The organism is Microbacterium phosphatis (assembly GCF_049177115.1).
Classification (GTDB): domain Bacteria; phylum Actinomycetota; class Actinomycetes; order Actinomycetales; family Microbacteriaceae; genus Microbacterium; species Microbacterium phosphatis.
The window spans coordinates 2909362-2936358 of record NZ_CP185370.1; the positions used below are offsets into that span (position 1 = coordinate 2909362).

21 protein-coding genes are annotated in these 26997 nt (G+C 70.9%); 8 read left to right on the forward strand and 13 right to left on the reverse strand.

What is annotated here, in order from left to right; all coding sequences use genetic code 11:
* Positions 1-5: 5 nt before the first annotated feature.
* The 6 genes from ACOKGD_RS14010 to ACOKGD_RS14035 all read right to left on the reverse strand — a co-directional run bounded on the left by ACOKGD_RS14010 (position 6) and on the right by ACOKGD_RS14035 (position 6128).
* Positions 6-521 carry an amino-acid N-acetyltransferase gene (locus ACOKGD_RS14010; protein ID WP_342335659.1) on the reverse strand — a complete coding sequence of 172 codons (516 nt, stop codon included), beginning with the start codon at positions 519-521 and terminating at the stop codon, positions 6-8.
* Between the two features lie 125 nt (positions 522-646).
* On the reverse strand, positions 647-1720 hold the full coding sequence (locus tag ACOKGD_RS14015) for a Gfo/Idh/MocA family protein (RefSeq protein ID WP_342335660.1): 1074 nt from the start codon (positions 1718-1720) through the stop codon (positions 647-649).
* Positions 1721-1729: 9 nt separating this feature from the next.
* Positions 1730-2899, reverse strand: a complete 1170-nt coding sequence (locus ACOKGD_RS14020) for a Gfo/Idh/MocA family protein (protein WP_342335661.1) — start codon at positions 2897-2899, stop codon at positions 1730-1732.
* Positions 2900-2904: 5 nt separating this feature from the next.
* Positions 2905-4224, reverse strand: a complete 1320-nt coding sequence (locus ACOKGD_RS14025) for an ABC transporter substrate-binding protein (RefSeq protein WP_342335662.1) — start codon at positions 4222-4224, stop codon at positions 2905-2907.
* A gap of 40 nt (positions 4225-4264) precedes the next feature.
* Entirely contained in the window at positions 4265-5203 is a 939-nt protein-coding gene (locus tag ACOKGD_RS14030; protein WP_342335664.1) for a carbohydrate ABC transporter permease, read from the reverse strand.
* On the reverse strand, positions 5193-6128 hold the full coding sequence (locus ACOKGD_RS14035) for a carbohydrate ABC transporter permease (RefSeq protein ID WP_342335665.1): 936 nt from the start codon (positions 6126-6128) through the stop codon (positions 5193-5195). Before ACOKGD_RS14035 ends, ACOKGD_RS14030 begins: the two co-directional genes overlap by 11 nt.
* Positions 6129-6246: 118 nt before the next feature.
* On the opposite strand from ACOKGD_RS14035, the gene ACOKGD_RS14040 reads away from it, so the two are divergent.
* Positions 6247-7242: a LacI family DNA-binding transcriptional regulator gene (locus tag ACOKGD_RS14040; protein WP_342335666.1), complete on the forward strand. Its 996-nt coding sequence runs from the start codon at positions 6247-6249 to the stop codon at positions 7240-7242.
* A gap of 87 nt (positions 7243-7329) precedes the next feature.
* On the opposite strand, the gene ACOKGD_RS14045 is transcribed toward ACOKGD_RS14040, so the two are convergent.
* Positions 7330-9849 carry an ATP-dependent Clp protease ATP-binding subunit gene (locus ACOKGD_RS14045; RefSeq protein WP_342335667.1) on the reverse strand — a complete coding sequence of 840 codons (2520 nt, stop codon included), beginning with the start codon at positions 9847-9849 and terminating at the stop codon, positions 7330-7332.
* A 275-nt stretch (positions 9850-10124) separates the two neighbouring features.
* On the opposite strand from ACOKGD_RS14045, the gene ACOKGD_RS14050 reads away from it, so the two are divergent.
* Entirely contained in the window at positions 10125-11534 is a 1410-nt protein-coding gene (locus ACOKGD_RS14050) for a dicarboxylate/amino acid:cation symporter (protein WP_342335669.1), read from the forward strand.
* A gap of 102 nt (positions 11535-11636) precedes the next feature.
* On the opposite strand, the gene ACOKGD_RS14055 is transcribed toward ACOKGD_RS14050, so the two are convergent.
* Complete coding sequence (locus tag ACOKGD_RS14055) at positions 11637-13385, reverse strand: cation:proton antiporter (protein WP_342335670.1); 1749 nt, start codon at positions 13383-13385, stop codon at positions 11637-11639.
* A gap of 61 nt (positions 13386-13446) precedes the next feature.
* Between ACOKGD_RS14055 and ACOKGD_RS14060 the strand changes: the two genes are divergently transcribed.
* Positions 13447-14505, forward strand: a complete 1059-nt coding sequence (locus ACOKGD_RS14060) for an LLM class flavin-dependent oxidoreductase (RefSeq protein ID WP_342335672.1) — start codon at positions 13447-13449, stop codon at positions 14503-14505.
* A gap of 11 nt (positions 14506-14516) precedes the next feature.
* Here the strand turns inward: ACOKGD_RS14060 and pheA are convergent, their stop codons facing one another.
* Positions 14517-15470 (reverse strand): prephenate dehydratase, encoded by a 954-nt coding sequence (gene pheA / locus ACOKGD_RS14065; RefSeq protein WP_342335673.1) that lies wholly within the window; start codon positions 15468-15470, stop codon positions 14517-14519.
* A 253-nt stretch (positions 15471-15723) separates the two neighbouring features.
* On the opposite strand from pheA, the gene ACOKGD_RS14070 reads away from it, so the two are divergent.
* From ACOKGD_RS14070 to ACOKGD_RS14090, 5 genes are all read left to right on the forward strand, one after another.
* Entirely contained in the window at positions 15724-16374 is a 651-nt protein-coding gene (locus tag ACOKGD_RS14070; RefSeq protein WP_342335675.1) for an ABC transporter permease, read from the forward strand.
* Positions 16375-16418: 44 nt separating this feature from the next.
* Complete coding sequence (locus ACOKGD_RS14075) at positions 16419-17396, forward strand: ABC transporter substrate-binding protein (protein WP_342335676.1); 978 nt, start codon at positions 16419-16421, stop codon at positions 17394-17396.
* 18 nt (positions 17397-17414) lie between these two features.
* Positions 17415-19058, forward strand: a complete 1644-nt coding sequence (pgm, locus tag ACOKGD_RS14080) for a phosphoglucomutase (alpha-D-glucose-1,6-bisphosphate-dependent) (RefSeq protein ID WP_342335677.1) — start codon at positions 17415-17417, stop codon at positions 19056-19058.
* Between the two features lie 120 nt (positions 19059-19178).
* Positions 19179-21263 (forward strand): PhoX family protein, encoded by a 2085-nt coding sequence (locus tag ACOKGD_RS14085; RefSeq protein WP_342335679.1) that lies wholly within the window; start codon positions 19179-19181, stop codon positions 21261-21263.
* A 50-nt stretch (positions 21264-21313) separates the two neighbouring features.
* On the forward strand, positions 21314-22231 hold the full coding sequence (locus tag ACOKGD_RS14090) for a LysR family transcriptional regulator (protein ID WP_342335680.1): 918 nt from the start codon (positions 21314-21316) through the stop codon (positions 22229-22231).
* 147 nt (positions 22232-22378) lie between these two features.
* On the opposite strand, the gene ACOKGD_RS14095 is transcribed toward ACOKGD_RS14090, so the two are convergent.
* The 4 genes from ACOKGD_RS14095 to ACOKGD_RS14110 all read right to left on the reverse strand — a co-directional run bounded on the left by ACOKGD_RS14095 (position 22379) and on the right by ACOKGD_RS14110 (position 26989).
* Entirely contained in the window at positions 22379-24127 is a 1749-nt protein-coding gene (locus tag ACOKGD_RS14095; protein WP_342335681.1) for an alpha-amylase family glycosyl hydrolase, read from the reverse strand.
* Positions 24124-25098: a TIGR03885 family FMN-dependent LLM class oxidoreductase gene (locus ACOKGD_RS14100; RefSeq protein WP_342335682.1), complete on the reverse strand. Its 975-nt coding sequence runs from the start codon at positions 25096-25098 to the stop codon at positions 24124-24126. The genes ACOKGD_RS14095 and ACOKGD_RS14100 overlap by 4 nt, the downstream gene beginning before the upstream one ends.
* Before the next feature lie 96 nt (positions 25099-25194).
* On the reverse strand, positions 25195-26340 hold the full coding sequence (locus ACOKGD_RS14105) for an AI-2E family transporter (protein ID WP_342335683.1): 1146 nt from the start codon (positions 26338-26340) through the stop codon (positions 25195-25197).
* Positions 26341-26407: 67 nt separating this feature from the next.
* Positions 26408-26989: a TetR/AcrR family transcriptional regulator gene (locus ACOKGD_RS14110; RefSeq protein WP_342335685.1), complete on the reverse strand. Its 582-nt coding sequence runs from the start codon at positions 26987-26989 to the stop codon at positions 26408-26410.
* Positions 26990-26997 lie beyond the last annotated feature (8 nt).

A 26997-nucleotide genomic window follows, 5' to 3' on the forward strand; every position in this document is an offset into this window, starting at 1 on the left:
CGTCGTCAGAGCAGCTTGAGCATGCGCGTGTTGCCCAAGGTGTTCGGCTTGACGTGCGCGAGATCCAGGAACTCGGCCACACCTTCATCGGGGCTGCGCACAAGCTGCGAGAAGACATCCGGATCGACGATCTGCTCGCCGATGGGCGAGAAACCGCGTCGCGTGAAGAAGTCGACCTCGAACGTGAGGCAGAAAAGGCGCGAGAGACCGAGCTCGCGCGCGCGGTCCTCGAGCCCCTCGACGATCGCGCGGCCCACCCCGTGGCGCAGCCAGTCGGGGTGCACCAGCAGCGTGCGCACCTCGCCCAGGTCGTCCCAGATCACGTGCAGGGCGCCGCAGCCGATCACCTGCCCGTCGGCCTCGGCGACGAGGAACTCCTGCGTCGCCTCGTACAGGAACACCAGATCCTTGCCGAGCAGGATCCGCTGCTGCACGAGCGGCTCGAGCAGGCGGTGGATGTGCGCCATGTCGGCCGCACGCGCCGGGCGCACGGTGAAGGCCTGGGTCGCCGTCTCCGTCATCCCTCCAGCCTATGGGCGGCCGGCGGTTCGGTGGTCGACTAGTCCTCCGCGGAATTACTGGTCCCGCCTGGACTAGTGACGCCGCGGAGGACTAGTCGACGCACGCAAGAGGCACCGGCCGCCGGTCAGGGCGCCAGGATGCGAGCGCCGAGCTGCGCGCGGACGCTGAGCTCGGCCGCGGCGAACGCGTGCTCCTGCGTCATGGCGGTCTCGGTGCGGTCGAGGCAGTCGCGGATCAGCTGGCCGAAGAACGGGAAGCCGACCGTCCCGTCGGCGACGATGTGGTGCTCCCCCTCGCCGTCCACCAGGAACACGTGCCCCGGGCCCTCGCCCGTGGCGATGTTCACGTACTTGCGCAGCTCGATGTAGCCCTCGGTGCCCAGGATGAACGTGCGCCCGTCGCCCCAGGTGCTGAGGCCGTCGGGGGTGAACCAGTCGACGCGGCAGTAGCCGCTCGCCCCGTTGTCCATCACGATCGAGGCCTCGCCGAAGTCGTCGAGGCCCGGGTGATCGGGGTGCTGGAAGTTGCCGACGGCCGAGTACGCCACCTCGGCGCTGCGGGCCCCGGCGAAGTGCAGCATCTGCTCGAAGTTGTGGCTGCCGATGTCGCAGAGGATGCCGCCGTACTTCTCCTTCTCGAAGAACCAGTCCGGGCGTCCCGTTCCGAGGCGATGCGGCCCGAGACCCTGCACCTGGATCACCCGCCCGATCGCGCCGCGATCGATCAGCTGGCCGGCCAGCACCGCCGCCTCCACGTGGATCCGCTCCGAGTAGTACACGGCGTACTTGAGCCCCGTGCGGGCGGTGGCCTCGCGGGCCGCATCGAGCTGCTCGAGGGTGGTGAGCGGCGCCTTGTCGGTGAAGTAGTCCTTCCCCGCCTCCATCACCCGCAGCCCCAGCGCGCAGCGGTCGGAGGTCACCGCGGCCCCCGCGACGAGCCGCACCTCCGCGTCGTCCAGCACCTCGGCCTCGCTGCGCGCGACCCGCACGTGCGGGAACTGCTGCTGGAACGCCGCGACCTTCGCGGGATCCGGGTCGTAGACCCAGCGCAGGGTGCCGCCGGCCGAGGCGAGGCCGCCGGTCATGCCGTAGATGTGCCCGTGGTCGAGGCCGATGGCGCCGAAGACGAACTCGCCCTCCTCGACGACCGGGGCCGGGATCGGATCGGGCGCGTACTGCGCGCCACTCGCGTTGCTCATGCGTTCCTCTCAGGCGGTGCGCGGCTCTGCGCTGCCGCCGACGATGATCTCACCCGGCAGCTCGCCCGCCGACGCCGTCTTCGCGTAGAAGCGCGGCGCCCGGCTCACGAGCGTGCCGGATCGGTAATAGGGATCGGACGGGGTCAGCGGCAGGGCGACGGTGCGCCCCTCGATGCCCGACTCGTAGATCGCGGTGACGAGCTCGACGGCGGCGCGGCCCGCGCGCCCGTCGATCGCCGGCGCACGGCGATCCCGCACCGCGGCGAGCACGTCGCCGATCTGCCCGGCGTGCCCCTGATGGGCGAGGGCCACGTGGGCCTCCGCCTGCGCCTCGATCCGGGCCTCCAGCTCAGGGTCGCCCCCGGGCTCGGGGAAGCCGTTGGGCGACGACGTCGAGGCCGTCACCTTCCAGGGCTGCGAGACGCGGGCGTCGCGGGCCTGCACCACGATGGCCTGCTCCTCCCCGTGATGCACGACCGAGCTCGTGATCTCGGCGAGCGCCCGGTCGTACTGCAGGATCGCCACCGACAGATCCTCGACCTCGGCGTTCTCGTGCGCGGCGTTGGTGAGCACCGCGGTGACGGCCTTCGGCGATCCGAGCATCCAGAGCGTGAGGTCCAGGTGATGGATCGCGTGGTTGAGGGTGCAGCCGCCGCCCTCGGACTCCCAGGTGCCCCGCCACCACAGGTCGTAGTACGGCAGGCCGCGCCACCAGGCCGAGCTGACCTGCACGTGCGAGACCGGGCCGGCAAGGCCCGAGTCCAGCACCTCCTTCAGCGTCGCCATGTCGTCGCGGAAGCGGTTCTGGGCGACGACCGACAGGATCCGGCCGTTCGCCTCGGCGGCCGCGATCATCGCGTCGCACTCCTGGAGGGAGGGGGCCATGGGCTTCTCGACCAGCACGTCGACCCCGGCGCTCAGCGCCCGGATCGCCAGGTCGGCGTGGCTGGACGGCGGCGACGCGATGCTCACGAGGTCGAGCCCCGCCTCCGCGAGCATGCGGTCGAGGTCGTCGTACGCGACGGCCTGGGCGAGCCCGAGCTCGTCGCGGCGGCGCGCGGCCTTCTCGCCCACCACGTCGAAGAGGGCGACGATCTCGCACTCCTCGGGGAAGCGGCGATAGGCCTCGACGTGGGCGCCGGCGATGTTGCCGGCCCCGATGATTCCGATTCTCAGCACGTGACTCATCCTGCCGCGGTGATGGACGACTCGATCTCGGCGATGAGAGCGTTCGCCGCGTCGATGGGGGTCTGACGCTCGAAGTTCACCTCCTGCTGGTAGCGCAGCAGAATGGTCTGGATGTCGCTGGCGCCGTTGGGGACGATCGCCGGCGCCTCGCCCAGCTTCGATGTGCGCGACTCGGCGAATGCCACCGTCTTCTTCTCCTCCGCCGTCAGATCCGCCTCGAGGGCGTCGATCACGTCGCTGTTCGCGGGGATGCCGCGCTCGGTGCCGATGATCTTGCCCGCCTCCGGGTCGTTGACGAGGAAGTCGATCAGCAGCGCCGCCTCGGCCGGGTGCTCGGACTTCGAGGACACCGACCAGTACATGCCCGGCTTGAAGTAGTCGTACTTCGTCTTGTCGCCGTCGAGCGTCGGGATCGGCACCAGCTCGAGGTGGGCGCCGCTCGCGGCGGCGTAGGCAGTGATGAGGGTCGAGGAGGTGAACACCGTGGCGCTCTTGCCCACGGCGAAGTCGCTCTGGTCGATCGGCAGGGAGGCCTGCTCGGCCATGTAGGAGGCCGAGGGGGTCGCGCCGCTGGTGATCCAGTCGAGGCCGAGCTGGAAGTAGGCGGCCAGCGTCTCGGGCTCGATGGCGATCTTCCCGTCCTCGAAGAGCGCGTCCTCCATCTGACGCGCCACGAGCTGCAGCTGGTACTCGTTGCCCAGCTGAGCGGTGCCGTACACGGCGCCGCCGGATGCCTCGGTGACCTCCGCCGCCCACTCGCCGAACTCGTCCCACGTCCACGTGGACGTGTCGGGCAGGGGCACCCCCACCTGGTCGATGACGTCCATGTTGACGATCGCGGCGGTCGAGGTCGTCGAGATGGGCATCGCGTAGAGCGCGTCCTCCCAGCGGCCCATGTCGAGCACCGACGGCTCGAGCCCGTCGGTCTTCAGCTGGTCGTACTGACCGAGGTCGACGAGGCTGCCGCGGTCGGCGTAGGAGGCGAGATAGAGCTGATCCATCTGCATGACATCGGCCGAGTTGCCGCCGGCGGTCGCCGTGGCGAGCTTCTCCCAGTAGCCGTTCCAGTCCGAGAACTCCGGCTCGATCGTGATGTTCGGGTGCTTCTCCTCGAACAGGTCGAAGACCTTCTGCGTGCGCTCGTGGCGGGCGTCGCCTCCCCACCACATCACGCGGAGGCTGACGGGCTCGTCGCTGAGCTCGGCGGCCTCGCCTCCCCCGGCGGCGGGGGCCTTCGAGACGCCGCACGCGGCGAGTCCCAGCACCGACGCGGCGGCGACGATGCCGACGGAGATCCGGCGGATGGTGGTGTTCATGACAGCTCCTTCGCCGTGTCCTGCGGTGTCGAGAGGGGGTTCACTTCAGTCCGGTGGTCGCGATGCCCTGGACCAGATGCTTCTGGCCGAAGGCGAACGCGAGGATGAGGGGGATGACGGCCACAACGCTCATCGCGAACATGCCGCCGAAGGACGACTGCGACTGCGCGTCGATGAACGACCGCAGCGCGATCGGGACGGTGTAGAGCTTCGGATCCGTCAGGTAGATCAGCTGGGTGAAGAAGTCGTTCCACGTCCAGATGAACGTGAAGATCGCGGTGGTCGCGAGCGCCGGCTTCATCAGCGGCAGCAGGATCTGGAAGAAGATGCGCCCGTGACCCGCCCCGTCGATCCGGGCGGCCTCGTCCAGCTCCTTCGGGAGACCGCGGATGAACTGCACCATCAGGAAGATGAAGAAGGCGTCGGTCGCCAGCAGCTTCGGCAGGATCAGCGGCAGGAAGGTGCCGACGAGACCGAGCTGCGCCCACAGAACGTACTGCGGCACGATCAGCACGTGCACGGGGATCATGATCGTCACGAGCATGTAGGCGAACGCGGGGCCCTGGAACCGGAAGCGCAGGCGGGCGAAGGCGTAGGCGGCCATCGAGCAGCTGACGAGGTTGCCGACGATCGAGCCGGCCACCACGATGGCCGAGTTCCACAGGTAGAGGCTGAAGGGCTTGCCGAGAGCCGTCCACCCGTAGGCGTAGTTCTCGCTGTGGAAGTCGGTCGGGATGATCGACGGGTTGCCGAAGATCTGCCCGTCCGGGCGCAGCGAGCTCACGACCATCCAGAGCACGGGGTAGAGCGTGGTGAGCACCCCGAGCCCGAGGAGGACGTGCTTCAGTGCGCTGCGCACCGGGTGCCGGCTGGGGTCGCGGAGGCGGCGGCGGGCCACACCCGCCGTGGTGAGCGTGCGGGTGCTGACGCGGTCGGTGCCGCCGTTCAGCGTGCGGTCGGTGTCGATCTCAGTCGTCATAGTGAACCCAGTACTTCGAGAGCCAGAAGTTGATGCCGGTGATGACGCCGATGATCAGCACCAGCAGCCAGGCGAGGGCCGACGCGTACCCCATCCGGAAGGAGCCGAAGCCCTCCTGGTAGAGGTACAGCGTGTAGAACAGCAGCGAGTCGGAGGGGGCTCCCGTGCCGCCCGAGACGATGAACGCCTGGGTGAACGACGAGAACGAGTTGATGATCGCCAGCACGAGGTTGAAGAAGATGATCGGCGTCAGCAGCGGCAGCGTGATCGCCCCGAAGCGCCGCCAGGTGCTCGCGCCGTCGGTCGCGGCCGCCTCGTAGAGCTCGGTGGGGATCTGACGCAGGCCCGCGAGGAAGATCACCATCGGGGATCCGAACGTCCAGATGTGCAGCAGGATGATCGTCAGCAGCGAGGTGTCGGGGTTGCCGATCCAGCTCATGTCGGTCTGGATGCCGATGAGCGCGAGGCTCGCGTTGACCAGGCCGTCGCCGCCGAACACGAGCCGCCACAGCACCGCGATCGCCACCGACGAGCCGAGCAGGCTCGGCAGGTAGAACGCCGAGCGGTAGAACGCGCGGCCCCGCAGGCCGCGGTCGAGCATCAGCGCGAGACCCAGGGCGACGACGAGCTGGCCGGGGACGCCGACGATCACGTAGACGAACGTGACCAGCAGCGACTTGTGCAGGCGCGCGTCGGTGAGCATCCGCTCGAAGTTCGCCGTGCCGATCCAGTTCGCGCTCTCCAGCAGGTTGTAGTCGGTGAACGCGAGGTACAGCGAGGCGAGGATCGGGCCGAGGGTCAGCAGCACGGCCCCGATCACCCAGGGGCCGAGGAACGCGAGCGCCGCCTTGTTGTCGGGCGTCGACCGGGCGGAGCGACCCCGCCCGCGGTTCTGCGCGAGCTGCCGTAGTTCGGCGATGGACATGAACACCTCCTCATCGAGACATCCGACACGTCTTCGTCAGTGAAAAAGTGATACGTAACACGTGTTACGGATCACTATGGTGGGAAGCACCATCCATGTCAAGGGATCGAGGGGACCCATGAACATGCCGACCAGCCGGGACGTCGCCCAGATCGCGGGCGTCTCGCAGACGACGGTGTCGTACGTCCTGAACGGCCGCGGCAACGTCTCGGACGCGACCCGCGCGCGGGTGCTCGAGATCGCCGCGTCCATCGGCTACCGGCCCAACCAGGCCGCCCGCTCGATGCGCACCCGGCGGTCCGGGCGGATCGCGGTGATCATGGGCGCCGGCATCGACACCCACCTGCGCCTGCTCGCGGGCGCGGCCGAGGTCGCCCAGGACGCCGGCTACGCCGCCGAGAGCCACCACGTCGACGGCACCCCCGACGAGCGCGGGCACCGGGTGCTCGACCTCGCCGCGAGCGGGCAGTACGAGGGGATCCTCACCATCGCCCCGGTGCCCGACGACCTCGAGCCCCCGCAGGGCAGCGACTGCCTCATCGTGCCGGCGGCCACGTTCGACGCCGATCTGCACAGCGTCGGCCCCCTCGCGGACGGCACGCTGATCGGCGACCTGGTCGAGCGGCTGGCCGCGGCCGGCCACCGCACGTTCGTGCACGTCAGCGGGCCCGACCAGTACGTCTCGGCCCGGGCGCGGTCGGCCGTCTACACCGAGGCCGTGCAGCGGCTCGGGCTGCACTCGCTCGGCCTCATCGGCGGCGGGTGGGGCGCCGAGACCGGGCGCCGCGCGATCCTGGAGCTCCCGGCGCAGGACGACACGATCGCGGTGATCGCCGGCAACGACGACCTCGCGATCGGCGTGCTGCGGGGCGCCGCCGAGCGCGGCTGGACCCTGCCCGACGACCTCGTCGTCACGGGCTGGGACAACCACGAGTTCGGCGCCTACACGACCCCGTCGATCACGACCGTCGACGTCGACTTCCGCGAGGCGGGCCGCCGCGCCATGCGCACGCTCGTCGCCGCGCTCGGGCACGAGGACACCCAGCCGGAGGAGCGCAGCCTCATGCGCATCATCTGGCGCGAGTCGACCGGGCCGCTGCCCTCCGGGTCCTGAGGTCACGGCGCGGGATCACCGCGCAGGCACGACGAAGGGGCGCCACCCGCAGGTGACGCCCCTTCGTGGAACGCGGACCGGATCCGGTCAGCTGGCCGCGATGTCCGGCGTGGCCGAGATCGCACCGGCGGTGGTGACGCCGACGGCGACCTTCTCGCCGCGCGGGGCGTTCGCGAACACGAACCGGCCGTTCTCGACGTCCACCTCGATGTGGTGGCCCGTGTCGAGCGATCCGTTCAGGATGCGCTCCGAGAGCTGATCCTCGATCTCGTGCTGCATGGCGCGACGCAGCGGTCGGGCACCCAGCGCGGGGTCGAAGCCGATCTCGATGAGACGCTCCTTGGCGGCCTGCGACAGGACGATCGTCATGTCGCGGTCCAGCAGGCGCGTGTTCAGGCGCTTCGTGAACAGGTCGACGATCTGCACCAGCTCGGCCTTGTTCAGCTGCGGGAACACGATGATGTCGTCCACGCGGTTGAGGAACTCGGGCTTGAAGTGGCGCTTGAGCTCTTCGTCGACCTTGCCCTTCATGCGCTCGTACGTCGTGGTCGTGTCGCCCTCGACCTGGAAGCCGACCGGGCCACCGGCGATCGCCGACGAGCCGAGGTTCGTCGTCATGATGATCACGGTGTTCTTGAAGTCGACAACCCGGCCCTGACCATCGGTCAGACGACCCTCCTCGAGGATCTGCAGCAGCGAGTTGAAGATGTCCGGGTGGGCCTTCTCGATCTCGTCGAACAGGACCACGGAGAACGGCTTGCGGCGCACCTTCTCGGTGAGCTGGCCGCCCTCCTCGAATCCGACGAACCCGGGAGGGGCACCGAACAGACGCGAGACCGTGTGCTTCTCGCCGAACTCCGACATGTCGAGGGAGATCAGCGCGCCCTCGTCGTCGAAGAGGAACTCGGCGAGCGCCTTGGCCAGCTCGGTCTTTCCGACACCCGTGGGGCCGGCGAAGATGAACGAGCCCGACGGACGCTTCGGGTCCTTGAGGCCGGCGCGCTGGCGGCGGATCGTCTTCGACAGGGCGGCGATCGCCTCCTCCTGGCCGATGACGCGCTCGTGCAGCGCCTTCTCCATGAAGACGAGACGCGAGGTCTCCTCCTCGGTCAGCTTGAACACCGGGATGCCCGTGGCCTGCGCCAGGACCTCGGCGATCAGGCCCTCGTCGACCGTGGCGGCCGTGGTGACATCACCCGAGCGCCACTGCTTCTCGAGGCGCAGGCGCTCGGCGAGCAGCGACTTCTCCTCGTCGCGCAGCGACGCGGCCTTCTCGAAGTCCTGCTCCTCCGACGCGGCTTCCTTCGCCTCGCGGACCTGGGCGATCTTCTCGTCGAACTCGCGCAGCTCCGGCGGCGACGACAGGATCGACAGGCGCAGGCGGGCGCCGGCCTCGTCGAGCAGGTCGATGGCCTTGTCCGGCAGGAAGCGGTCGCTGACGTAGCGATCCGAGAGGTTCGCGGCGGCGACGATCGCGCCGTCCGTGATCTGCACCTTGTGGTGCGCCTCGTAGCGGTCGCGCAGCCCCTTCAGGATGTTGATGGCGTGCGGCAGCGACGGCTCGGCGACGTTGACCGACTGGAAGCGACGCACAAGCGCCGCGTCCTTCTCGAAGTGCTTGCGGTACTCGTCGAGCGTGGTCGCGCCGATCGTCTGCAGCTCGCCGCGGGCGAGCATCGGCTTCAGGATCGAGGCGGCGTCGATCGCGCCCTCGGCGGCACCCGCGCCGACGAGGGTGTGGATCTCGTCGATGAAGATGATGATGTCGCCGCGGGTGCGGATCTCCTTCGTCACCTTCTTGAGGCGCTCCTCGAAGTCACCGCGGTAGCGCGATCCGGCGATCAGCGATCCGAGATCCAGCGAGTAGAGCTGCTTGTCCTTCAGCGTCTCGGGCACATCGCCCTTGACGATCGCCTGCGCGAGGCCCTCGATGACGGCGGTCTTGCCGACGCCGGGCTCGCCGATGAGGACGGGGTTGTTCTTGGTGCGACGCGAGAGGATCTGCATGACCCGCTCGATCTCCTTCTCGCGCCCGATGACCGGGTCGAGCTTGTTGTCGCGGGCGGCCTGCGTGAGGTTGCGGCCGAACTGGTCGAGGACCTGCGAGCCGCCCTTCGCGCTGTCGGCCTCCTGGTTGCCGCCGGCGTTGACGCCCACGGGCTCCTTGCCCTGGTAGCCGGACAGCAGCTGGATGACCTGCTGGCGCACCTTGTTCAGGTCGGCGCCGAGCTTGACCAGCACCTGGGCGGCGACGCCCTCGCCCTCGCGGATGAGGCCGAGCAGGATGTGCTCGGTGCCGATGTAGTTGTGGCCCAGCTGCAGCGCCTCGCGCAGGGACAGCTCGAGCACCTTCTTGGCGCGCGGGGTGAAGGGGATGTGGCCGGTCGGCTGCTGCTGACCCTGGCCGATGATGTCCTGCACCTGCTCGCGGACGGCGTCCAGCGAGATGCCGAGCGACTCGAGAGCCTTGGCGGCGACGCCCTCGCCCTCGTGGATCAGGCCGAGCAGGATGTGCTCGGTGCCGATGTAGTTGTGGTTGAGCATCTTCGCCTCTTCCTGGGCGAGGACGACCACACGACGGGCACGGTCGGTGAATCTCTCGAACATCTCACTCCTCCTGGGCGCTGGGGCCAGTGGCGGCTTCGGCCGCACCTGGGCCGCGCCGTGATTCAACGGTAGCCAGCGGGCGGGCGCCGTAGGCCGCTGTTCGCCGTGGGCATATAGGCGCGGGCTGCGGGGGTGGGGCGGCGGGCGGCGCGGGCGCGGCGCGGCGGCCTGCACGGTGACGGGGATCTGCACGGTCCCGGATGGTTGACGCCGAAGGATCCGGATCGGTGCGGATATCCGGATCCGCGCAGCAGCGGCGGGCCGCCGGGCGTCACATGAGCACCACCACCGCGAAGGCGACGGCGCGAAAGCGGCCGTTCTACGCCTCGTTCGGATTCCAGATCATCGCCGCGCTGATCGTCGGCATCGCGCTCGGCCTCGTCGCCCGCGCCATCGGCGACGGCCCGAACGAAGAGCCCAACAGCCTCGCCGCGACGCTGGCCACCATCGGCGGCACCTACGTCACGCTGCTGCGCGCCGCGGTGGTCCCGCTGGTGTTCACCGCGATCGTCGCCAGCATCTCGAACCTGCGCCGCGTGCAGAACGCCGCTCGCCTGGCCGGCCAGACGCTGCTGTGGTTCGCGATCACCGCGTTCATCGCCGTGAGCATCGGCATCGTCCTGGGCCTCGTCCTCCAGCCGGGCGCCCGCGCCGGCGCCGACCTCGAGACCGCCGAGCCCAGCCACGTCGGATCCTGGTGGGACTTCCTGATCGGCCTGGTGCCCCAGAACTTCCTCGGCATCGGCGTCTCGACGAACTCCCCCGAGGAGGGCGTGTTCGCCTCGAGCGTCAACTTCAACATCCTGCAGGTGATCGTCGTCTCGGTCGTCATCGGCATCGCCGCGCTGCGCGCCGGCCGCAAGGCCGAGCCGTTCCTCGTCTTCACCGAGTCGCTGCTGAAGGTCATCCAGCGCGTGGTCTGGTGGATCATCCGGATCGCCCCCATCGGCACCATCGGCCTCATCGGCAACGCGGTCGTGCAGTACGGCTGGGAGAAGCTCACCTCGCTCGCCTGGTTCGCGCTCGCGATCTACATCGGCCTCGTGCTCGTGCTGTTCGTCGTCTACCCGGTGCTGCTGAAGGCGCACGGCCTGTCGATCCGCCAGTACTTCACGGGCGTGTGGCCCGCCGTGCAGCTGGGCTTCGTGAGCCGCTCGTCGCTCGGCACGCTGCCGCTCACGCAGCGCGTCACCGAGCGCAACCTCGGTGTGCCCCGCGAGTACGCGTCGTTCGCCGTGCCGTTCGGCTCGACCACCAAGATGGACGGCTGCGCCGCCATCTACCCCGCCATCGCAGCGATCTTCGTGGCGCAGTTCTTCAACATCGAGCTGTCGTTCATCCAGTACGTGCTGATCGTGGTCGTCTCGGTCGTCGGCTCCGCCGCGACCGCCGGCACCACGGGCGCGACCGTGATGCTCACCCTCACACTGTCGACCCTGGGCCTGCCGCTCGAGGGCGTCGGCCTGCTGCTGGCGATCGACCCGATCCTCGACATGGGCCGCACCGCCGTGAACGTCGCCGGCCAGGCGCTGGTGCCGACGCTCGTCGCCAAGCGCGAGGGCATCCTCGACCGCGAGCTCTACGACGCCCCGCGCGGCGACGTGCCCTTCGCGGATGACGACGAGGACGACAACGAGATCGGCGACGCGACCGAAGGCGACCGCGCGCCGGCCGCCCGCGTCTGACCCGCGGATCCGCACGGATCGGACCGCGTCCGATCCTGACACCGAAGGCGCCCACCTCCGCGGGGTGGGCGCCTTCGTGTGTGTGCGGGAACCGCCCGGGGGTCAGGCGCGGGGCAGGGCGCCCCGGGTGTCGAGGGCGAGCTCCTCGGCGTCGAGCGCGGTCATCAGCTCGCGCATGACCTCCTCGCCGAGGTTGCCCCGGTCGCGCTCCTCGATGAGCGTCGCGCGGCGGCACTCGAGCCAGCCGCGGCGGAGGGCGACGACGTCCTGGTAGCTCGGCGACCCCTCGCCGGCCTCGAAGACCTCGGCCGCGCGATCCCTGCCGCGCTCGACGCGCACCAGCGACAGCGCCAGCTCGTCGAAGCGGGCCACCGACTCGGGCCCGTACTTCTGGATCCAGCGCTCGCGATGGGCGCGGAGGTAGGCCTTGCCGACCTCGAGGTTGCGGGCCTGGATCGCGTCGATCTGCCGCAGATCCTGCTTGCGCTCGTCATCGGCGCCGATGCCGAGGCGCCGGATCAGCGGGGCCAGGGTGAGCCCCTGCAGCAGCAGCGTGCCGACGGTCACCACAAACGCCACGACCACGAGCTTCTGCACGTGCGAGGTGGGCATCGCGTCGCCCGTGAGGTCGGGCAGCGCCGCGGCCATCGCGAGGGTGACCACCCCGCGCATCCCCGCCCACGACAGCACGGCGCGCTCCTGGATCGACAGCGTCGGCTCGAATGCGTGCTGGCGCAGGTTGCGCTCGTTCACCTCGATGCCACGACGCTCCAGTGCGGCCCGGCGCTTCTTGATCAGGCGGGCGCCCGGATGATCCGGGTTCTGGCGGAAGGCCTCGACGCTGTGCTTCCAGCGCATGATCTTGACCCCTCGCCACATGCGCCCCCACGCGTAGCTGGCGTAGACGAAGATCGGGCGCACCAGGAGCACGGTCGCGAGCACCCCCGCCGCGAGCGCGACGGTGACGCCCGCCTTGTCGCGGCCGAGCTCGCGCAGCACGTGCGGCAGCTGCAGTCCGATGTATGCGAACACGAAGCTCTCGAGGAGGAAGTCGACCGAGAGCCAGATGGGGCGCTCCTGCTGACGGGTCGTGTAGTCCGTCTTCGGCGACTGGAACCCGACGAACAGGCCCATGGCGACCACGGCGAGCACACCGGATCCGCCGAGGTGCTCGGCGATGGCGTACGCGCCGAACGGCACGATCAGGCCGGCGGTGCCGACGACCACCGGGTCGTCGAGATGCACGCGCAGCGTGTGCAGGACGAAGCCGAACCCGAGGCCGATGCCGACCCCGACCACCACGGCGACGATGAACTGCCAGATGCCGTCCCACACCGTCACGGTGGCGCCCGCGACGATCGCCGCGAACACGCGCACCAGGACGAGCGAGGTGGCGTCGTTGATGAGGCTCTCGCCCGACATCACGGTCATCAGCCGCCGCGGCAGGCCGAGCTTGCGGCCGATCGCGGCCGCCGAGACCGCGTCGGGCGGGCCGACGATGGCGCCCAGCAGCAGCGCCCCGGCCAGCCCGATCTCCGGCAGGATCCACCAGGCGACGAGGCCCACGGCCACGGCGGTGGTGAGCACAAGCCCCACCCCCAGCCGGCGGATGTGCGGCATGCTGCGGGCGAAGCCGACGAACGAGACATCCAGCGCCGCCGAGTACAGCAGCGGCGGCAGCGTGAGGTTCAGCAGCAGGTGCCCGTCGATGTCGATCACGGGGATCGCCGGGATCAGCGACACGAGCGCCGCGGCGACCGTCACGACGAGGGGAGCCGGCCATCCACGCCATCGCGAGAACGCCCCGACCGCGAGCGCACCGACGAGCACGTAGAAGATCTCGGCGTTCATGCCGTCAAGGGTATCGAGGGGGAGGGAATGCCCGGCCGGCCCGCGCGGTTGCCTCTCTGCGATGAGCGAGTCGACGATCCCCGCCCTGTCCGTCCTCGACCTGGTGCCGGTGCGCTCGCTGCCCGACGGCACCCGTCAGAGCAGCGCGCAGGCGGTGGAGGCCTCGATGCGGCTCGCCCAGCGCGCCGACGAGCTGGGCTACCGGCGCTACTGGTTCGCCGAGCACCACAACATGCCGGCGGTCGCATCGACCGCTCCTCCTGTGCTGATCGCGGCCGCGGCGGTGCGCACCCGGCGCATCAAGGTGGGATCCGGCGGCGTGATGCTGCCCAACCACGCGCCGCTGATCGTCGCCGAGCAGTTCGCCGCGCTCGAGGCCGTGGCCCCGGGGCGCATCGACCTCGGCATCGGCCGCGCGCCCGGCAGCGACCCCGTGATCACCCAGCTGCTGCGTCGCACCGGAACAACGAGCGACGTCGACCAGTTCCCGCAGCACATCCGCGACATCCTCGCCCTCACCAGCCCCGACGGATCCACCGTCCGCTTCACGAGCGGCGGCGAGTACGCCGTGCACGCGACTCCGGCCGCGACCGGCGCCCCCGAGGTGTGGCTGCTGGGATCCAGCGACTACTCGGCCACCCTCGCCGCCGCTCTCGGCCTGCCCTACGTGTTCGCGAACCACTTCGCCGGCGACGGCCTCGAGCGGGCGATGGAGCTGTACCGCTCGCAGTTCCAGCCGTCCGAGACGCTCGCGGCGCCGAAGTCGTTCATCACCGCGAACGTGGTCGCCGCCGACACCGCCGAGGAGGCCGAGGCCCGCGCCCTGCCTCAGCTGCGCCAGTTCGCGCGCCTGCGCACCAACAAGCCCATGCGTCCGCTCGAGACGGTGGAGGAGGCGCTCGACGCCGAGACCGACGGGATCGAGCAGACGATGGTCGCGCAGAACCGCGCGCGCTGGTTCGTGGGCACCGGAGCGGACGTGCGCGCGCAGCTCGCGCAGTTCGCCGCGAAGCACGGCGTCGACGAGGTCATGGTCTCGCCCGCCGCGGGCTCGTACGCGGCCGAGCCGATGGATCAGTCCACCGGGCGCGTCCGCACCCTGGAGCTGCTCGCGGGCTGAGGCTCGGGCCCTCAGACGTCGGGCTCGCCGGAGAGCAGGCCGCGCAGCCAGTCGCGGGCCTCGACGAAGACCTCGTCGCTGTAGTGGTCGGAGTACTTGATGATGGCGCGGTCGGCCCGGGGGTACGAGCCGAGGTAGACGACCTTGGGGCTGAAACGCCGCAGCCCCATCAGCGCGTCGGCCATGCGCTCGTCGGCGATGTGGCCGTCGGCGTCCATGACGAATCGGTAGCGGCCCAGGGCGTCGCCGATGGGCCGCGACTGGATCAGGCTCAGGTTGATGCCGCGCGTCGAGAACTGCTCGAGCATCTCGAGCAGCGTTCCCGCGCGATCCGAGGGCAGCTCGACGATCACGCTGGTCTTGTCGGCACCGGTGGGCGCGGGCGGGGTGACGGGGCCCGTGACCAGCAGGAAGCGCGTGACGGCGTCGGGGTTGTCGATGAGGCCGTCGGCCAGCACCGCGACGTCGTGGTGGTCGGTGATCCCGGGGGGCGAGATCGCCGCCTGCGCCCCCGACGTGCCGTCGAGCACGCCGATGGTGCTGGCCACGTTGCTCGCCGCGGGCACGTGCTGATGCTCGGGCAGGTGCTCTCTCAGCCAGCCGAGGCACTGCGCGTAGGCGACGGGGTGGGCCGAGACGAGCGTGACGTCCTCGAGCTTCGTGCCGGGCTTGGCGACCAGCACGAACGAGACGGGCACGAGGTACTCGCCCACGATGCGCAGGTTCGGGATCTTCGCGAGGGCGTCCTGGGCGGTCGAGACACCGCCGTCGATCGAGTTCTCGATCGCGATCATCGCGCCGTCGCTGCGCCCCTCGGCCACATCGGCGAGGGCCTCGGCGACGTTGTGCACGGGGCGCCAGATCTGGCCGCGCGCCTCGGGCACCTGGGCGAGCGCCGCCTCGGTGAACGTGCCGGCGGGGCCCAGGTAGCTGTACGTGCGACGAGGAGCGGCATCCGACGGCATGGGGATCAGCCTAGACCCGCGGGTCCGGCCGGATGACGGCGGATGACGCCGCCCGATCCCGCGGATCCGCGCGCTTCCCTAGGCTGGCGGCATCTTCCGCACGTCCGATGGCCGCTCGCTGCGTGCGGCCGCCCGCGCGGCCGCACGCAGCGGCCTGCGCCCGTGGCTGTCGACCGTCGCCATCGTCGCGGCGTGGCAGCTGGCCGCCGCGCTCGGGCTGCTCAACGAGCGGATCCTGCCGGGCCCCGTCGCGGTGCTGGCCGCCGCCGGCACGCTCATCGCCGACGGCGAGCTGACCGCGGCGCTCGCCGCGAGCCTGCCGCGCGCGACGATCGGCACGGTCGCGGGCGCCGCCACCGGGATCCTGCTGGGGTTCGTCGCCGGATCGTCGCGGCTCGGATCGGACATCGTCGACCGCCCGATGCAGATGGTGCGGGCGGTGCCCTTCACGGCCCTGACGCCGCTGTTCATCCTGTGGTTCGGGATCGGCGAGCTGCCGAAGATCGCGCTCGTCGCAGTCGGCACGGCGGTGCCGCTGTACCTGAACACGTACGCGGGCATCCGCGGCGTCGACCGGCACCTGGTCGAGGTGATGCGGGTGCTCGACGCGGGCCGCCTCATGCTGTGGCGGAAGCTGCTCCTGCCCGCCGCGTTGCCGCAGATCCTGACCGGCCTGCGCTTCGGCCTCGGGATCGGATGGATCGCGCTGATCGTGGCCGAGACGGTCGCGGCCTCCAGCGGCATCGGCTTCCTCCTCACCACCGCCCGGCAGTACAGCCGCACCGACGTCGTCATCGTGTGCATCGTCGTCTACGCCCTGCTCGGGGTGCTCACCGACCTCCTCGTCCGGCTGCTCGAGGCACGCCTGCTGAGCTGGCGTCCGGCCGCCGCCGCCGCCGACTGACCCCGCCTGCCCGCCCCACCGCCCCCCACTGTGAAAGAGCCCCGATGCGCCTGCGCCCCGTGATCCCCGTCCTCCTCGCCGCCGCCGTCCTGGCCCTGACCGCGTGCGCGCCGTCCTCCGCCGCCCCGGCCGCCGGGGGCGCCTCGGCAGAGGGCGCGGGCGCCATCCGCCTCGGCCAGCTGACGAGCTACTCGACCTTCGCGATCGCCCGCGATCTGGGGCTCGGCGCCGAGCTGCCCGACGGGACCGCCGTGGAATGGGTCACGGGCCTCCCCGCGTTCGCGCCGGCCCTCGAGGCCGCGCAGGCCGGGGCGATCGATGCGTCCTCCGGCGGCGGCACCAACTTCTTCACGGCCCTGCTGTCCGGTGCCGACATCCGGGCGATCGGGGTGGAGGCCGGATCGTCGGATCAGTCGTCCGGCATCGTCGCGACGGGCGCCTCGGGCATCACGGGCATCGAGGGTCTCGCCGGCCACTCGATCGCCGTCAACCAGGGCGGCACGGGCCACTACCTGGCGCTGCGCGCGCTGGACCGGGCGGGCATCGATCCGAGCGAGGTGACCCTCGAGTTCCTGCCGCCGGCCGACGCGGTCGCCGCCTTCCAGGCCGGCGCCGTCGACGCGATCGCGATCTGGGACCAGTACTTTTCAACCGCCTCGCAGCAGCCCGGCGCCCGGGTCGTGGCCACCGCCGGCGACCTCGACAGCCGCAACCTCAGCTTCCACTGGGTCACCGGGGCGTTCGCCGACGCCCACCCCGACCAGGTGCAGGCGCTGATCGCCGGGCTCGAGGAGGTCTCGGACCAAACCAGCGAGGATCCGACCCTCGTCACCGACTTCTACCGCGAGCTCGGCGCCGGCGAGGACGTGCTCTCAGACATCGCGCAGTGGCCCCCGTTCGTCTTCGAGCCGATCACCCCGGAGCGGATCGCCGAGTTCACCGCGCACGGCGAAGACCTCGTGCGCTACGGCCTGATCGACGAGCTCCCGGATGTGAGCGGGGCGTTCGTCGTCGCGGACTGACGTGGGAGACTGTGGCCCATGACGAGCCGAGCCGGACTCCCCGCCGAAGCATCCGACCTCATCGATGTCGACGAGCTGATCGCCGCGTACTACGACCGGATCCCGGATCCGTCGGTGTCGACGCAGCGCGTCGCCTTCGGCACCAGCGGTCACCGAGGGTCGAGTCTCTCCACCAGCTTCAACGAGCAGCACATCCTCGCCACCACGCAGGCGATCGTCGACTACCGCACCGCGCAGGGCATCGAGGGGCCCCTGTTCCTCGGCCGCGACACCCACGCGCTGTCGCTTCCCGCCGAGCGCAGCGCCATCGAGGTGCTTGTGGCGAACGCCGTCGACGTGCGCGTCGACGCCCGTGACGCATGGGTGCCGACGCCGGCGCTCAGCCTCGCGATCCTGACCTACAACAGGGGACGCGATGCGGGCGACGCCGGCCGCGCCGACGGCATCGTCGTCACGCCCAGCCATAACCCGCCCGCCGACGGCGGCTTCAAGTACAACCCGCCCCACGGCGGCCCGGCCGACACCGACGCGACGTCCTGGATCGCCTCCCGCGCGAACGACCTCATCGAGGCCGGCCTCGAGGGCGTCAAGCGAGTGAGCTTCGCCGACATCGACTTCGACGCGATCGCCGGATACGACTTCCGCGACGCGTACGTCCGCGACCTGGCGTCGATCATCGACATCGACGCGATCCGGGAGGCGGGCATCCGCATCGGCGCCGACCCGCTCGGCGGGGCCTCGGTCGAGTACTGGGCCCTGATCGCCGAGTTCTACGGCCTCGACCTCACGGTCGTGAACCCGGACGTCGACCCGACGTGGAGGTTCATGACGCTCGACTGGGACGAGAAGATCCGCATGGATCCGTCGTCGCCTTCGGCCATGGCCTCGCTCGTGGCGAAGCGGTCCGAGTACGACATCCTCACCGGAAACGACGCCGACGCCGACCGCCACGGCATCGTCACCCCCGACGCGGGCCTGATGAACCCGAACCACTACCTCGCGGTGGCCATCGACTACCTGTTCTCGCACCGCCCCGGCTGGTCGGCCGACGCCGCGATCGGAAAGACGCTGGTGTCGTCGATGATGATCGACAAGGTGGCCGCCTCGCTCGGCCGCACGCTGCTCGAGGTGCCGGTGGGCTTCAAGTGGTTCGTGCCGGGACTGATCGACGGATCCGTCGCCTTCGGCGGCGAGGAGTCGGCCGGGGCCTCGTTCCTCCGCAAGGACGGCACCGTCTGGACCACCGACAAGGACGGCCTGCTGCTGTGCCTGCTGGCCGCCGAGATCCTGGCCGTGACGGGGAAGACCCCGTCGCAGCGCTACGCGGAGCTCGAGGCCGAGTTCGGCTCCTCGGCCTACCAGCGCGTCGACGCCCCGGCGACGCCCGAGCAGAAGGCCACGCTCGGCAAGCTCAGCCCCGAGTCGGTGACCGCCACCACGCTCGCCGGCGAGGAGATCACCGCCAAGCTGTCGCACGCCCCGGGCAACGACGCGGCCATCGGCGGCCTGAAGGTGCAGACCGCGAGCGCCTGGTTCGCCGCACGCCCCTCGGGCACCGAGGACGTCTACAAGCTGTACGCCGAGTCGCTGCGCGGCGACGAGCACCTCCGGCAGGTGCAGGAGGAGGCCCGCGCCGTCGTCGCGGCGGCCCTCGGCGACTGACCGAGCGGATCGACCGCGAGGGGCCGGGTGGGGAGATCTCCCCACCCGGCCCCTCGGTCGTTCATCCGCCGTTCACCGTGCGGTCGCGTTCCCCTCAGACGCCGGGACGACCCTGAGCGCATGACCCTCACGACCCCCACGCCCGGCGCCGGCCGCCCGCTGCTGAACCTGCTGATGACGGGTCGCACACACGGCAAGCGCAGCGCCGTCACCTGCCTCTACAAGTGCGACAACGCCTGCTTCCACCCCGTCCCGAACACCTCGGAGAACGAGTACTTCCGCGACATCGCGGGCGCGGTCCTCAGCCGGCGCGCGGTGGTCGCGGGCGGCGCGGCGGCGGCGAGCGCGCTCGCCCTGACCTCGGTGGCGGGCGGCGGCACCCCCGCCTCCGCCGCGGTGCTGGGCAGGGACGGCGGTCGGGCCTTCGGCTTCCGGCCCATCGCCCCGGTGCCGGCCGAGGTCGACGCCGTCACGGTGCCCGAGGGATGGCGCTGGACGCCGATCATCCGCTGGGGAGACCCGCTGTTCGATCGCGCCGACAGGTTCGACCCGAACGCGCAGACCGCCGAGAAGCAGGCCCGGCAGTTCGGGTACAACAACGACTACCTCGACATCCTCGTGGAGCCCCACGGTCGCGAGGCCGTGCTCGTGGCCAACCAGGAGTACACCAACGCGGGCATCATGTTCCCGCCCGCGGCGTCCGAGGACGAGCGCCTCGAGCAGCTGCGCGTCGCGAAGGCCGCGCACGGCCTCGCCGTGGTCGAGCTCACGCGCCGTCGCCGCGGCGACGTGTGGAAGTACGTCGTCGGGGGCCGCCGCAACCGCCGCATCACGGCCGACACGACGTTCGTCTTCGACGGACCGGCGGCCGGATCCGGCCTGCTCACGACCGTCGAGGATCCGTCAGGCCGTCACCCCGTGGGGACGTTCGGCAACTGCTCGGGCGGCACCACCCCGTGGGGGACGGTCGTGTCGGGCGAGGAGAACTTCAACGGCTACTTCCGCGCCGCCGGCACCAGCCCCGAGCACAAGCGGTACGGCCTCAGCGCCAACCCGTCGGCGTACGGCTGGGAGGCCGTCGACCCGCGCTTCGATGCGCGCCAGCCCGGCTACGAGAACGAGCCGAACCGGTTCGGCTGGATCGTCGAGATCGATCCCGAGGCACCCGACGAGCCGCCGGTCAAGCACACCGCGCTCGGTCGCTTCAAGCACGAGGGCGCCAACGTCACGATCAGCGCCAGCGGTCACGCGGTCGCCTACATGGGCGATGACGAGCGCTTCGACTACCTGTACAAGTTCGTCTCGAAGAACACCTTCCGTCCCGGGAAGTCGGCGAAAGCCCGCGCGCACAACAAGACCCTCCTCAGCGAGGGGTCGCTGTACGTCGCGCGCTTCCGGGGCGACTCGCCCGTCTCGGAGATCACCGGCACGGGGGCGCTGCCCTCGGACGGATCCTTCGACGGCGCCGGCGAGTGGGTGGCGCTCGCGATCGACGGCAGGAGCGCCGTCCCCGGCTTCACCATCGACCAGGTGCTCGTCCACACCCGCCTGGCCGCCGACGCGGTGGGCGCCACCAAGATGGACCGCTGCGAGGACGTCGAGCCCAACCCGGTGTCGGGTCGTGTGTACGTCGCGTGCACCAACAACACCGACCGCGGCAAGGCGGGCAAGGAGGGGGCGACCGAGATCAACCCCCGCAACACCAACCGCGACGGGCACGTCATCGAGATCACCGAGGCGGGCGGCGATCACACGGCCACGGCCTTCGGCTGGAGCATCCTGATCCTCGCCGGTGACCCCGCCCGCAACCCGCTGACGTACTTCGCGGGCTTCCCCGCCGACCGGGTGTCGCCGATCTCCTGCCCCGACAACCTCGCCTTCGACTCGCGCGGCGACCTGTGGATCTCGACGGACGGCGCCCCGGGCGTGATCGGCTACGGCGACGGGCTGTTCCTCGTGCCGCTCACCGGCCCGGATCGCGGCCGCGTGCAGCAGTTCCTCTCGGTGCCCCGCGACGGCGAGACGTGCGGCCCGGTCATCCACGACCGCGACGGCAGCGTGTTCGTGGCCGTGCAGCACCCCGGCGAGGACGGCAGCTGGGCCGCGCAGGCGTCGTACTTCCCCGACTACATCGAGCCGGGCGCGCTGCGCGACGGCCGATGGGGCGGCCCTCGACCCTCGGTGATCCAGGTGACGCGCGCCTGATCCTGATCCCGGAGCCCGCATCCGGTGGCGGGTTCCGGGATACTGACCGGATGGAACCGAACCTGACCCTGCAGCGGCTGCGGCACTTCATCGCCGTCGCCCAGGCCGGATCCGTCACACGCGCCGCGACCGAGCTGTACATCGCCCAGCCGAGCCTGTCGAAGGCCATGAAGGACCTCGAGCAGTCGGTCGGCGTCGAGCTGCTGCGCCGCACCCCGCAGGGCATCACCCTCACCCCGGACGGGGTCGAGTTCCTCGGGTACGCGCGGCATGTCGTCGAGCAGGCCGATCTTCTCGAGCAGCGCTACACGGGCCGCAAGCCCTCGCGGCGGCTGTGCGCCATCTCGACGCAGCACTACGCGTTCGCCGTCGAGGCCTTCGTCCGGATGGTGTCCCAGACCGAGGCCTCGGAGTACGAGTTCACGCTCCGCGAGACGCGCACCCACGACATCATCGAGGACGTCGCCACCCTGCGCAGCGACCTCGGCATCCTGTACCGCAACGACTTCAACCGCTCGGTGCTGGAGCGCCTGTTCCACGACCGCGGGCTGACCTTCACCCCCCTGTTCACGGCGGCGCCCCACGTGTTCGTCTCGCGCGGCAACCCCCTCGCCCGCAAGCGGAAGGTGCGCCTCGACGATCTCGCGCCCTATCCGCGGCTGTCGTTCGACCAGGGCGAGCACAACTCGTTCGCCCTGGCGGAGGAGATCCTGAGCACCGAGATCGCCCCGAAGGCCATCCGCGTCAGCGACCGCGCCACCATCTTCAACCTCATGGTCGGCCTGCACGGGTACACGATCTCGACGGGTGTGCTGAGCTCGGAGCTCGACCACAGCGAGATCGTCGCCGTGCCCCTCGACGTCGACGAGACCATCGAGATCGGGTGGATCGCGCCCACCGGGGTCCAGCCCACCGTGCAGGCGCAGCGCTACCTGGAGGAGCTCACGCGCATCGTCGCCGGGGGGTGACCGCGGCCGGACCCAGGGGCGGGCCGGGGGCGCGGGTGGTTGCGGCGTTTCGACTCGCTGCGCTCGCTCAACGAGCGAGGGATCGGCGAGCGAGGGATGGGCGAGCGAAGGATCGGGCGCGGGGCCCGGGCCGGGGCCGGGCCCGGGTCAGCGGACGCGGACCCGGGCGTCGGCGGGATGCAGCAGGAACCAGCGCCAGCCGAAGGGCTCGAGATCGATCGTGACCGGCGAGACCGCGTCGATCCGCTCCCCCGTGACCCGGTCCGTCAGCAGCGCATCGTCGGCGTCGACGGTCACGCGGACCGAGACGCCCTCGCCCGAGAAGCTGTGCAGCGCGAGCATCGCCCAGTCCTCGCCGCGGCAGACGTGGGCGAGCACCTCGCCCGGGCCTCCCGTGAGCACCTCGAGCGCCGCCCAGGCCTGCTCGGGTGTCGAGCGGTAGAGCCCGATGAGCTCCCGGACGTGCGACAGCATCGATCCCGAGTCGGCCAGCTGGTCCTCGACGTTCACGTGCTCGGGGCCGTACTCGCCGTCGGGCGAGCGCCGCACCCACCGCGACGGCCGCGCGCTCGAGAACCCGCCCTCGCGCGTCCACTGCATGGGCGTGCGCACGGCGAGCCGGCCCTTCATGCCGAGGTTCTCGCCCATGCCGATCTCCTCGCCGTAGAACAGGATCGGCGAGCCGGGCAGCGCGTAGGTGAGCGCGTAGACCATGCGCACGGCGCGCTCGTCGCGGATCATCGGGGGCAGCCGGCGGCGGATGCCCCGGCCGTAGACGCGCATGTCCTCGTCCGGCGCGAAGACCTCGAACACCTCCTCGAGCTCCTTCGGGGCGAGCTGGTCGAGCGTGAGCTCGTCGTGATTGCGCACGAAGTTCGCCCACTGCTGCGAGACGTCCACCTCGGGCCGCGCGGCCAGGGTGTCGGCCAGGGGCCGGGCGTCGCCGCGCGCGAGCGAGAGGTACAGACGCTGCATCGCGGGGAAGTCGAACTGCAGCTGAAGACCGTCACGGGCCTCGCCGAACCACGCGACCTGCTGGTCGTACGGCATGTTCACCTCGCCCAGCAGGAACGCCTCCGCGCTGCGACGCGACACGAAGCCCCGCAGCCGCGACAGGTGATCCGCTCCGCTGTACGCGTGGCCGCGCGTGCCGTCGGCGCCGGTGCCGCCGGCGTTCGAGCCGCCCGTGCCCGAGTCGCTCTCGCCGCTCGAGAACATAAACGGCACCGCGTCGATCCGGAACCCGGAGACGCCGAGCTCGAGCCACAGCCCGAGGTTCTTGTCGATCTCGCGGCGCATCTCGGGAAGCGCCACGTTGAGGTCGGGCTGCGTCTCGAGGAAGTGGTGCATGTAGTACTGGCCGGTCTTGTCGTCGCGGGTCCACGTCGACTTCTGCTCGCCGGGGAAGACCGGCGGATCCGGGTTCTCCGGCGGCTCGTCGCGCCACACGTACCAGTTGCGCTTCGGGTCGTCCAGCGAGCGCCGGGCCTGGCGGAACCACGGGTGGTTGACCGAGGTGTGGTTCATCACGAAGTCGATGATGATCCGGATGCCGAGCCCGCGCGCCACCCGGATCAGCTCGACCATGTCGCCGAGGGTGCCGAACCGCGGGTCGACCGTGAAGAAGTCGGTGATGTCGTAGCCGTCGTCGCGATCGGCGGTCGGGAAGAACGGCATGAGCCACAGACACGTCACACCGAGGTCGGCCAGGTACGGCAGGCGCGAGATGAGACCGGGGATGTCGCCGACGCCGTCGCCGTCGGAGTCCTGGAAGGTCTCGATGTCGAGGCAGTAGAACACCGCATGGCGCCACCACAGGTCGGCGGCGTCGATGGGGATCGGGGTGCGGCCGGCACCCGCGAGCATCTGCTCGGGCGAGATGCGATAGCGGGTCATTCGGCACCTCGCAGCTCGGGGAGGACCCGTTCGCCGAAGACGTCGATGAAGGCCTCCTGGTCGGCGGCGTCTGCCCCGACCTGGTGCAGCATCACGGCGTCGAAGCCCACGTCGGCGAGCTGGGCGATGCGGTCGCGATGGATCGACGGATCGGACGAGATGATCACGGCCTGGCGCAGCTGCTCGTCGGTCGCGCCGGCCGCGCGGTCGGCGAGGGCCTCCGGGGTGTCGAGATCCCAGGAGTCGGGCGCGGTCACGGCGGCGTTGCGCCAGTGCCGTCGGGTCATCGCGAGCGCCTCGTCGTCGGTGGACGCCAGCGCCAGGTGCACCTGCAGCCGGGCCGGGCCGCGCCCGCCCGCCTCGCGGTAGGCGGCCAGCACCTCAGCGGCCGCGCGCGGGTCGCTCCCGACGGTGATCAGCCCGTCGGCCCAGCCGGCATGCGCGGCGGCCGACTCGGGCGACACCGCGGCGGCGATCAGCGCCGGCGGCTCGGCGGGCAGCGACCAGACGCGGGCGCGGTCGACGGTGATGAGACCGTGGTGCGTGACCTCCTCGCCCGCCAGCAGCGCGCGGATCACCTCGACGCACTCGTGCAGGCGCCGACGGCGCGTCTCGTGATCGGGCCAGGGATCGCCGGTGATGTGCTCGTTCATCGCCTCACCGGATCCGAGGGCGGCCCAGAACCGGCCGGGCGCCATCTCGGTGAGAGTGGCCAGGGCCTGCGCGGTGGTGACGGGGTGGGTGCGCTGGCCCGGCGCGGTGACCATGCCGAACGGCAGGTCGGTGGCCTGCAGCGCGGCCCCCAGCCACGCGAACGCGTAGCCGCTGTGCCCCTGCTCCGGCAGCCACGGCGACAGGTGGTCGGAGCACATCGCCGCATCGAACCCCGCCTCCTGCGCGCGCACGACGTGGCGGAGGAGCCGGGACGGGGGGATCTGCTCGTGGGAGGAGTGATATCCGTACGCGGTCATGCCCCCATCGGACCGGATCCCGCCCGCCGCCGAAAGGGGGTTGCGCCCCCGCGCGCCCTCATGCGTCCCTCACGGGCGCCGGCGCGGGGCGAGCGGTCAGCGATCGATGTCGTAGACGACGTCCTTGCGGCGGGCCCAGCGCGCCGGGAGATCCGGGCCGTCCCAGACCTTGACGACGCCCCACGCGACGGCCGTCAGCGGCACGGCGATCACCGCGCCGACGATGCCGCCGAGCAGCGTGCCGACGGTCAGCGCGATCAGGATCACCAGGGAGTGCAGCTTGAGTGCGCGGCCCATCAGGACCGGCTGCAGGAAGTTGCCCTCGAGCTGGTTGACCAGCACAACGATGCCGACCACGATCAGCGCGTGCACCACCCCGTGGGTGACGAGGGCGATGAGCGCGGCCAGGATGCCGGCGAGCACCGCACCCACGATCGGGATGAACGAGAGCACGAACACCAGCACACCCAGCGCCGGCCACAGCGGGATCTGCAGGATCGCGAGACCGATCGAGATGCCGACCGCGTCGGCGGCGGCCACCGTGGCGGTGCCGCGGATGTACGCGCCGAACGTCACGACCGCCGCACGACCGGCGCGCTGCGCGCGCGAGTGCCACCGGCCCGTGAAGGGGCGCTTGAGGAACTCCCAGATGACCGGGCCGTCCTTCAGGAAGAAGAAGAGGACGACGACCATCAGCACCAGGCCCGTGATGAAGTTGACGACCACACCCACCCCGGCCAGCGCCCCCGACCCGAACTGCGCGCTGGTGAGGAAGTCGACGCCCTGATCGATCCAGTCCTGGATCTGCTGGTCGTCGATCTGGAACGGCAGGCCGCGCACCCAGGCGAGCACCTGATCGATGCCCTCACGCGCCTGCGTGTAGAGCTCGTCCCACTGCGAGCGCACCGCGGCGGTGACCAGCCAGCCCACGCCGCCGAGCACCACCAGGATCAGCGCCAGCACGATGAGCGTCGCCGGCATCGGCCCGATGCCGCGACCGCGCAGCCCGCGCATCAGCGGCTCGAACGCCGAGGCGAGGATGAGCGCGAGCAGGACGGGGATGACGACGACGCTCAGGATGCGCAGGCCCCACACCGCGCCCGCGACGAGCAGCACGATCGCGATGATCTGGATCGCGCGGGTGGCGAAGGTGCCGAGACCGTCGTTCCACAGGGTGCGCGGGGGACGCGCGGGAGGCGCCGAGACGGTGACGACGGGCGTGCGGCGGCGCTTCCAGAACATGACCCCATCCTGTCTGGGGCGGCCGACATCCGTCCACTCCACCCCGGTGCGCCGTCGGCCCGGTGGATCAGCGTGGGGCGAAGGCGAGCTCGAACAGGCGACGGGCACGCGCGGCGACCGCGGCCCTGTCCGCGGGCGGCGTGGAGGCGAGCTCGTGGGCGAGCATGCTCACGGCCAGCTCGATGTCGACGCGGGTGACGTGCGCGTCGATCCTGCCCTCCGTCTGATCGCGGGCCCGCAGCAGCTCGACGAGCCGATCGAAGCGCTCGGCGAGCAGGGCCGCCTGCGGGTCGTTCTGCTGCTCGCTCAGCAGCCGGATGAACGCCGTCGAGACCGCCGCCTGGTCGATCACGAGATCGAGCAGGCCGAGGATCGTGCCGTCGTCGCTGAGGGCCGCCTCGAGGGCGGCGACGTTCTCGTCGAACACCGCCGCGGCCAGGGCGATTCGGTCCGGGAAGTGCCGGTAGAGGGTGCCCTGCCCCACGCCCGCGCGCTTGGCGACGGCGCTGAAGGGGGCGCCCAGGCCCTCCTCGCGGTAGATCTCGCGGGCGGCGGCGATGAGGGCGCGGCGGTTGTCCTCGGCCGCGGCCGGGCCGCGGTTCGGAGCGGGCTGTGAAACGGCGCCCCTTCGTGGACGTGAAGGGCTCATCGGCGTAG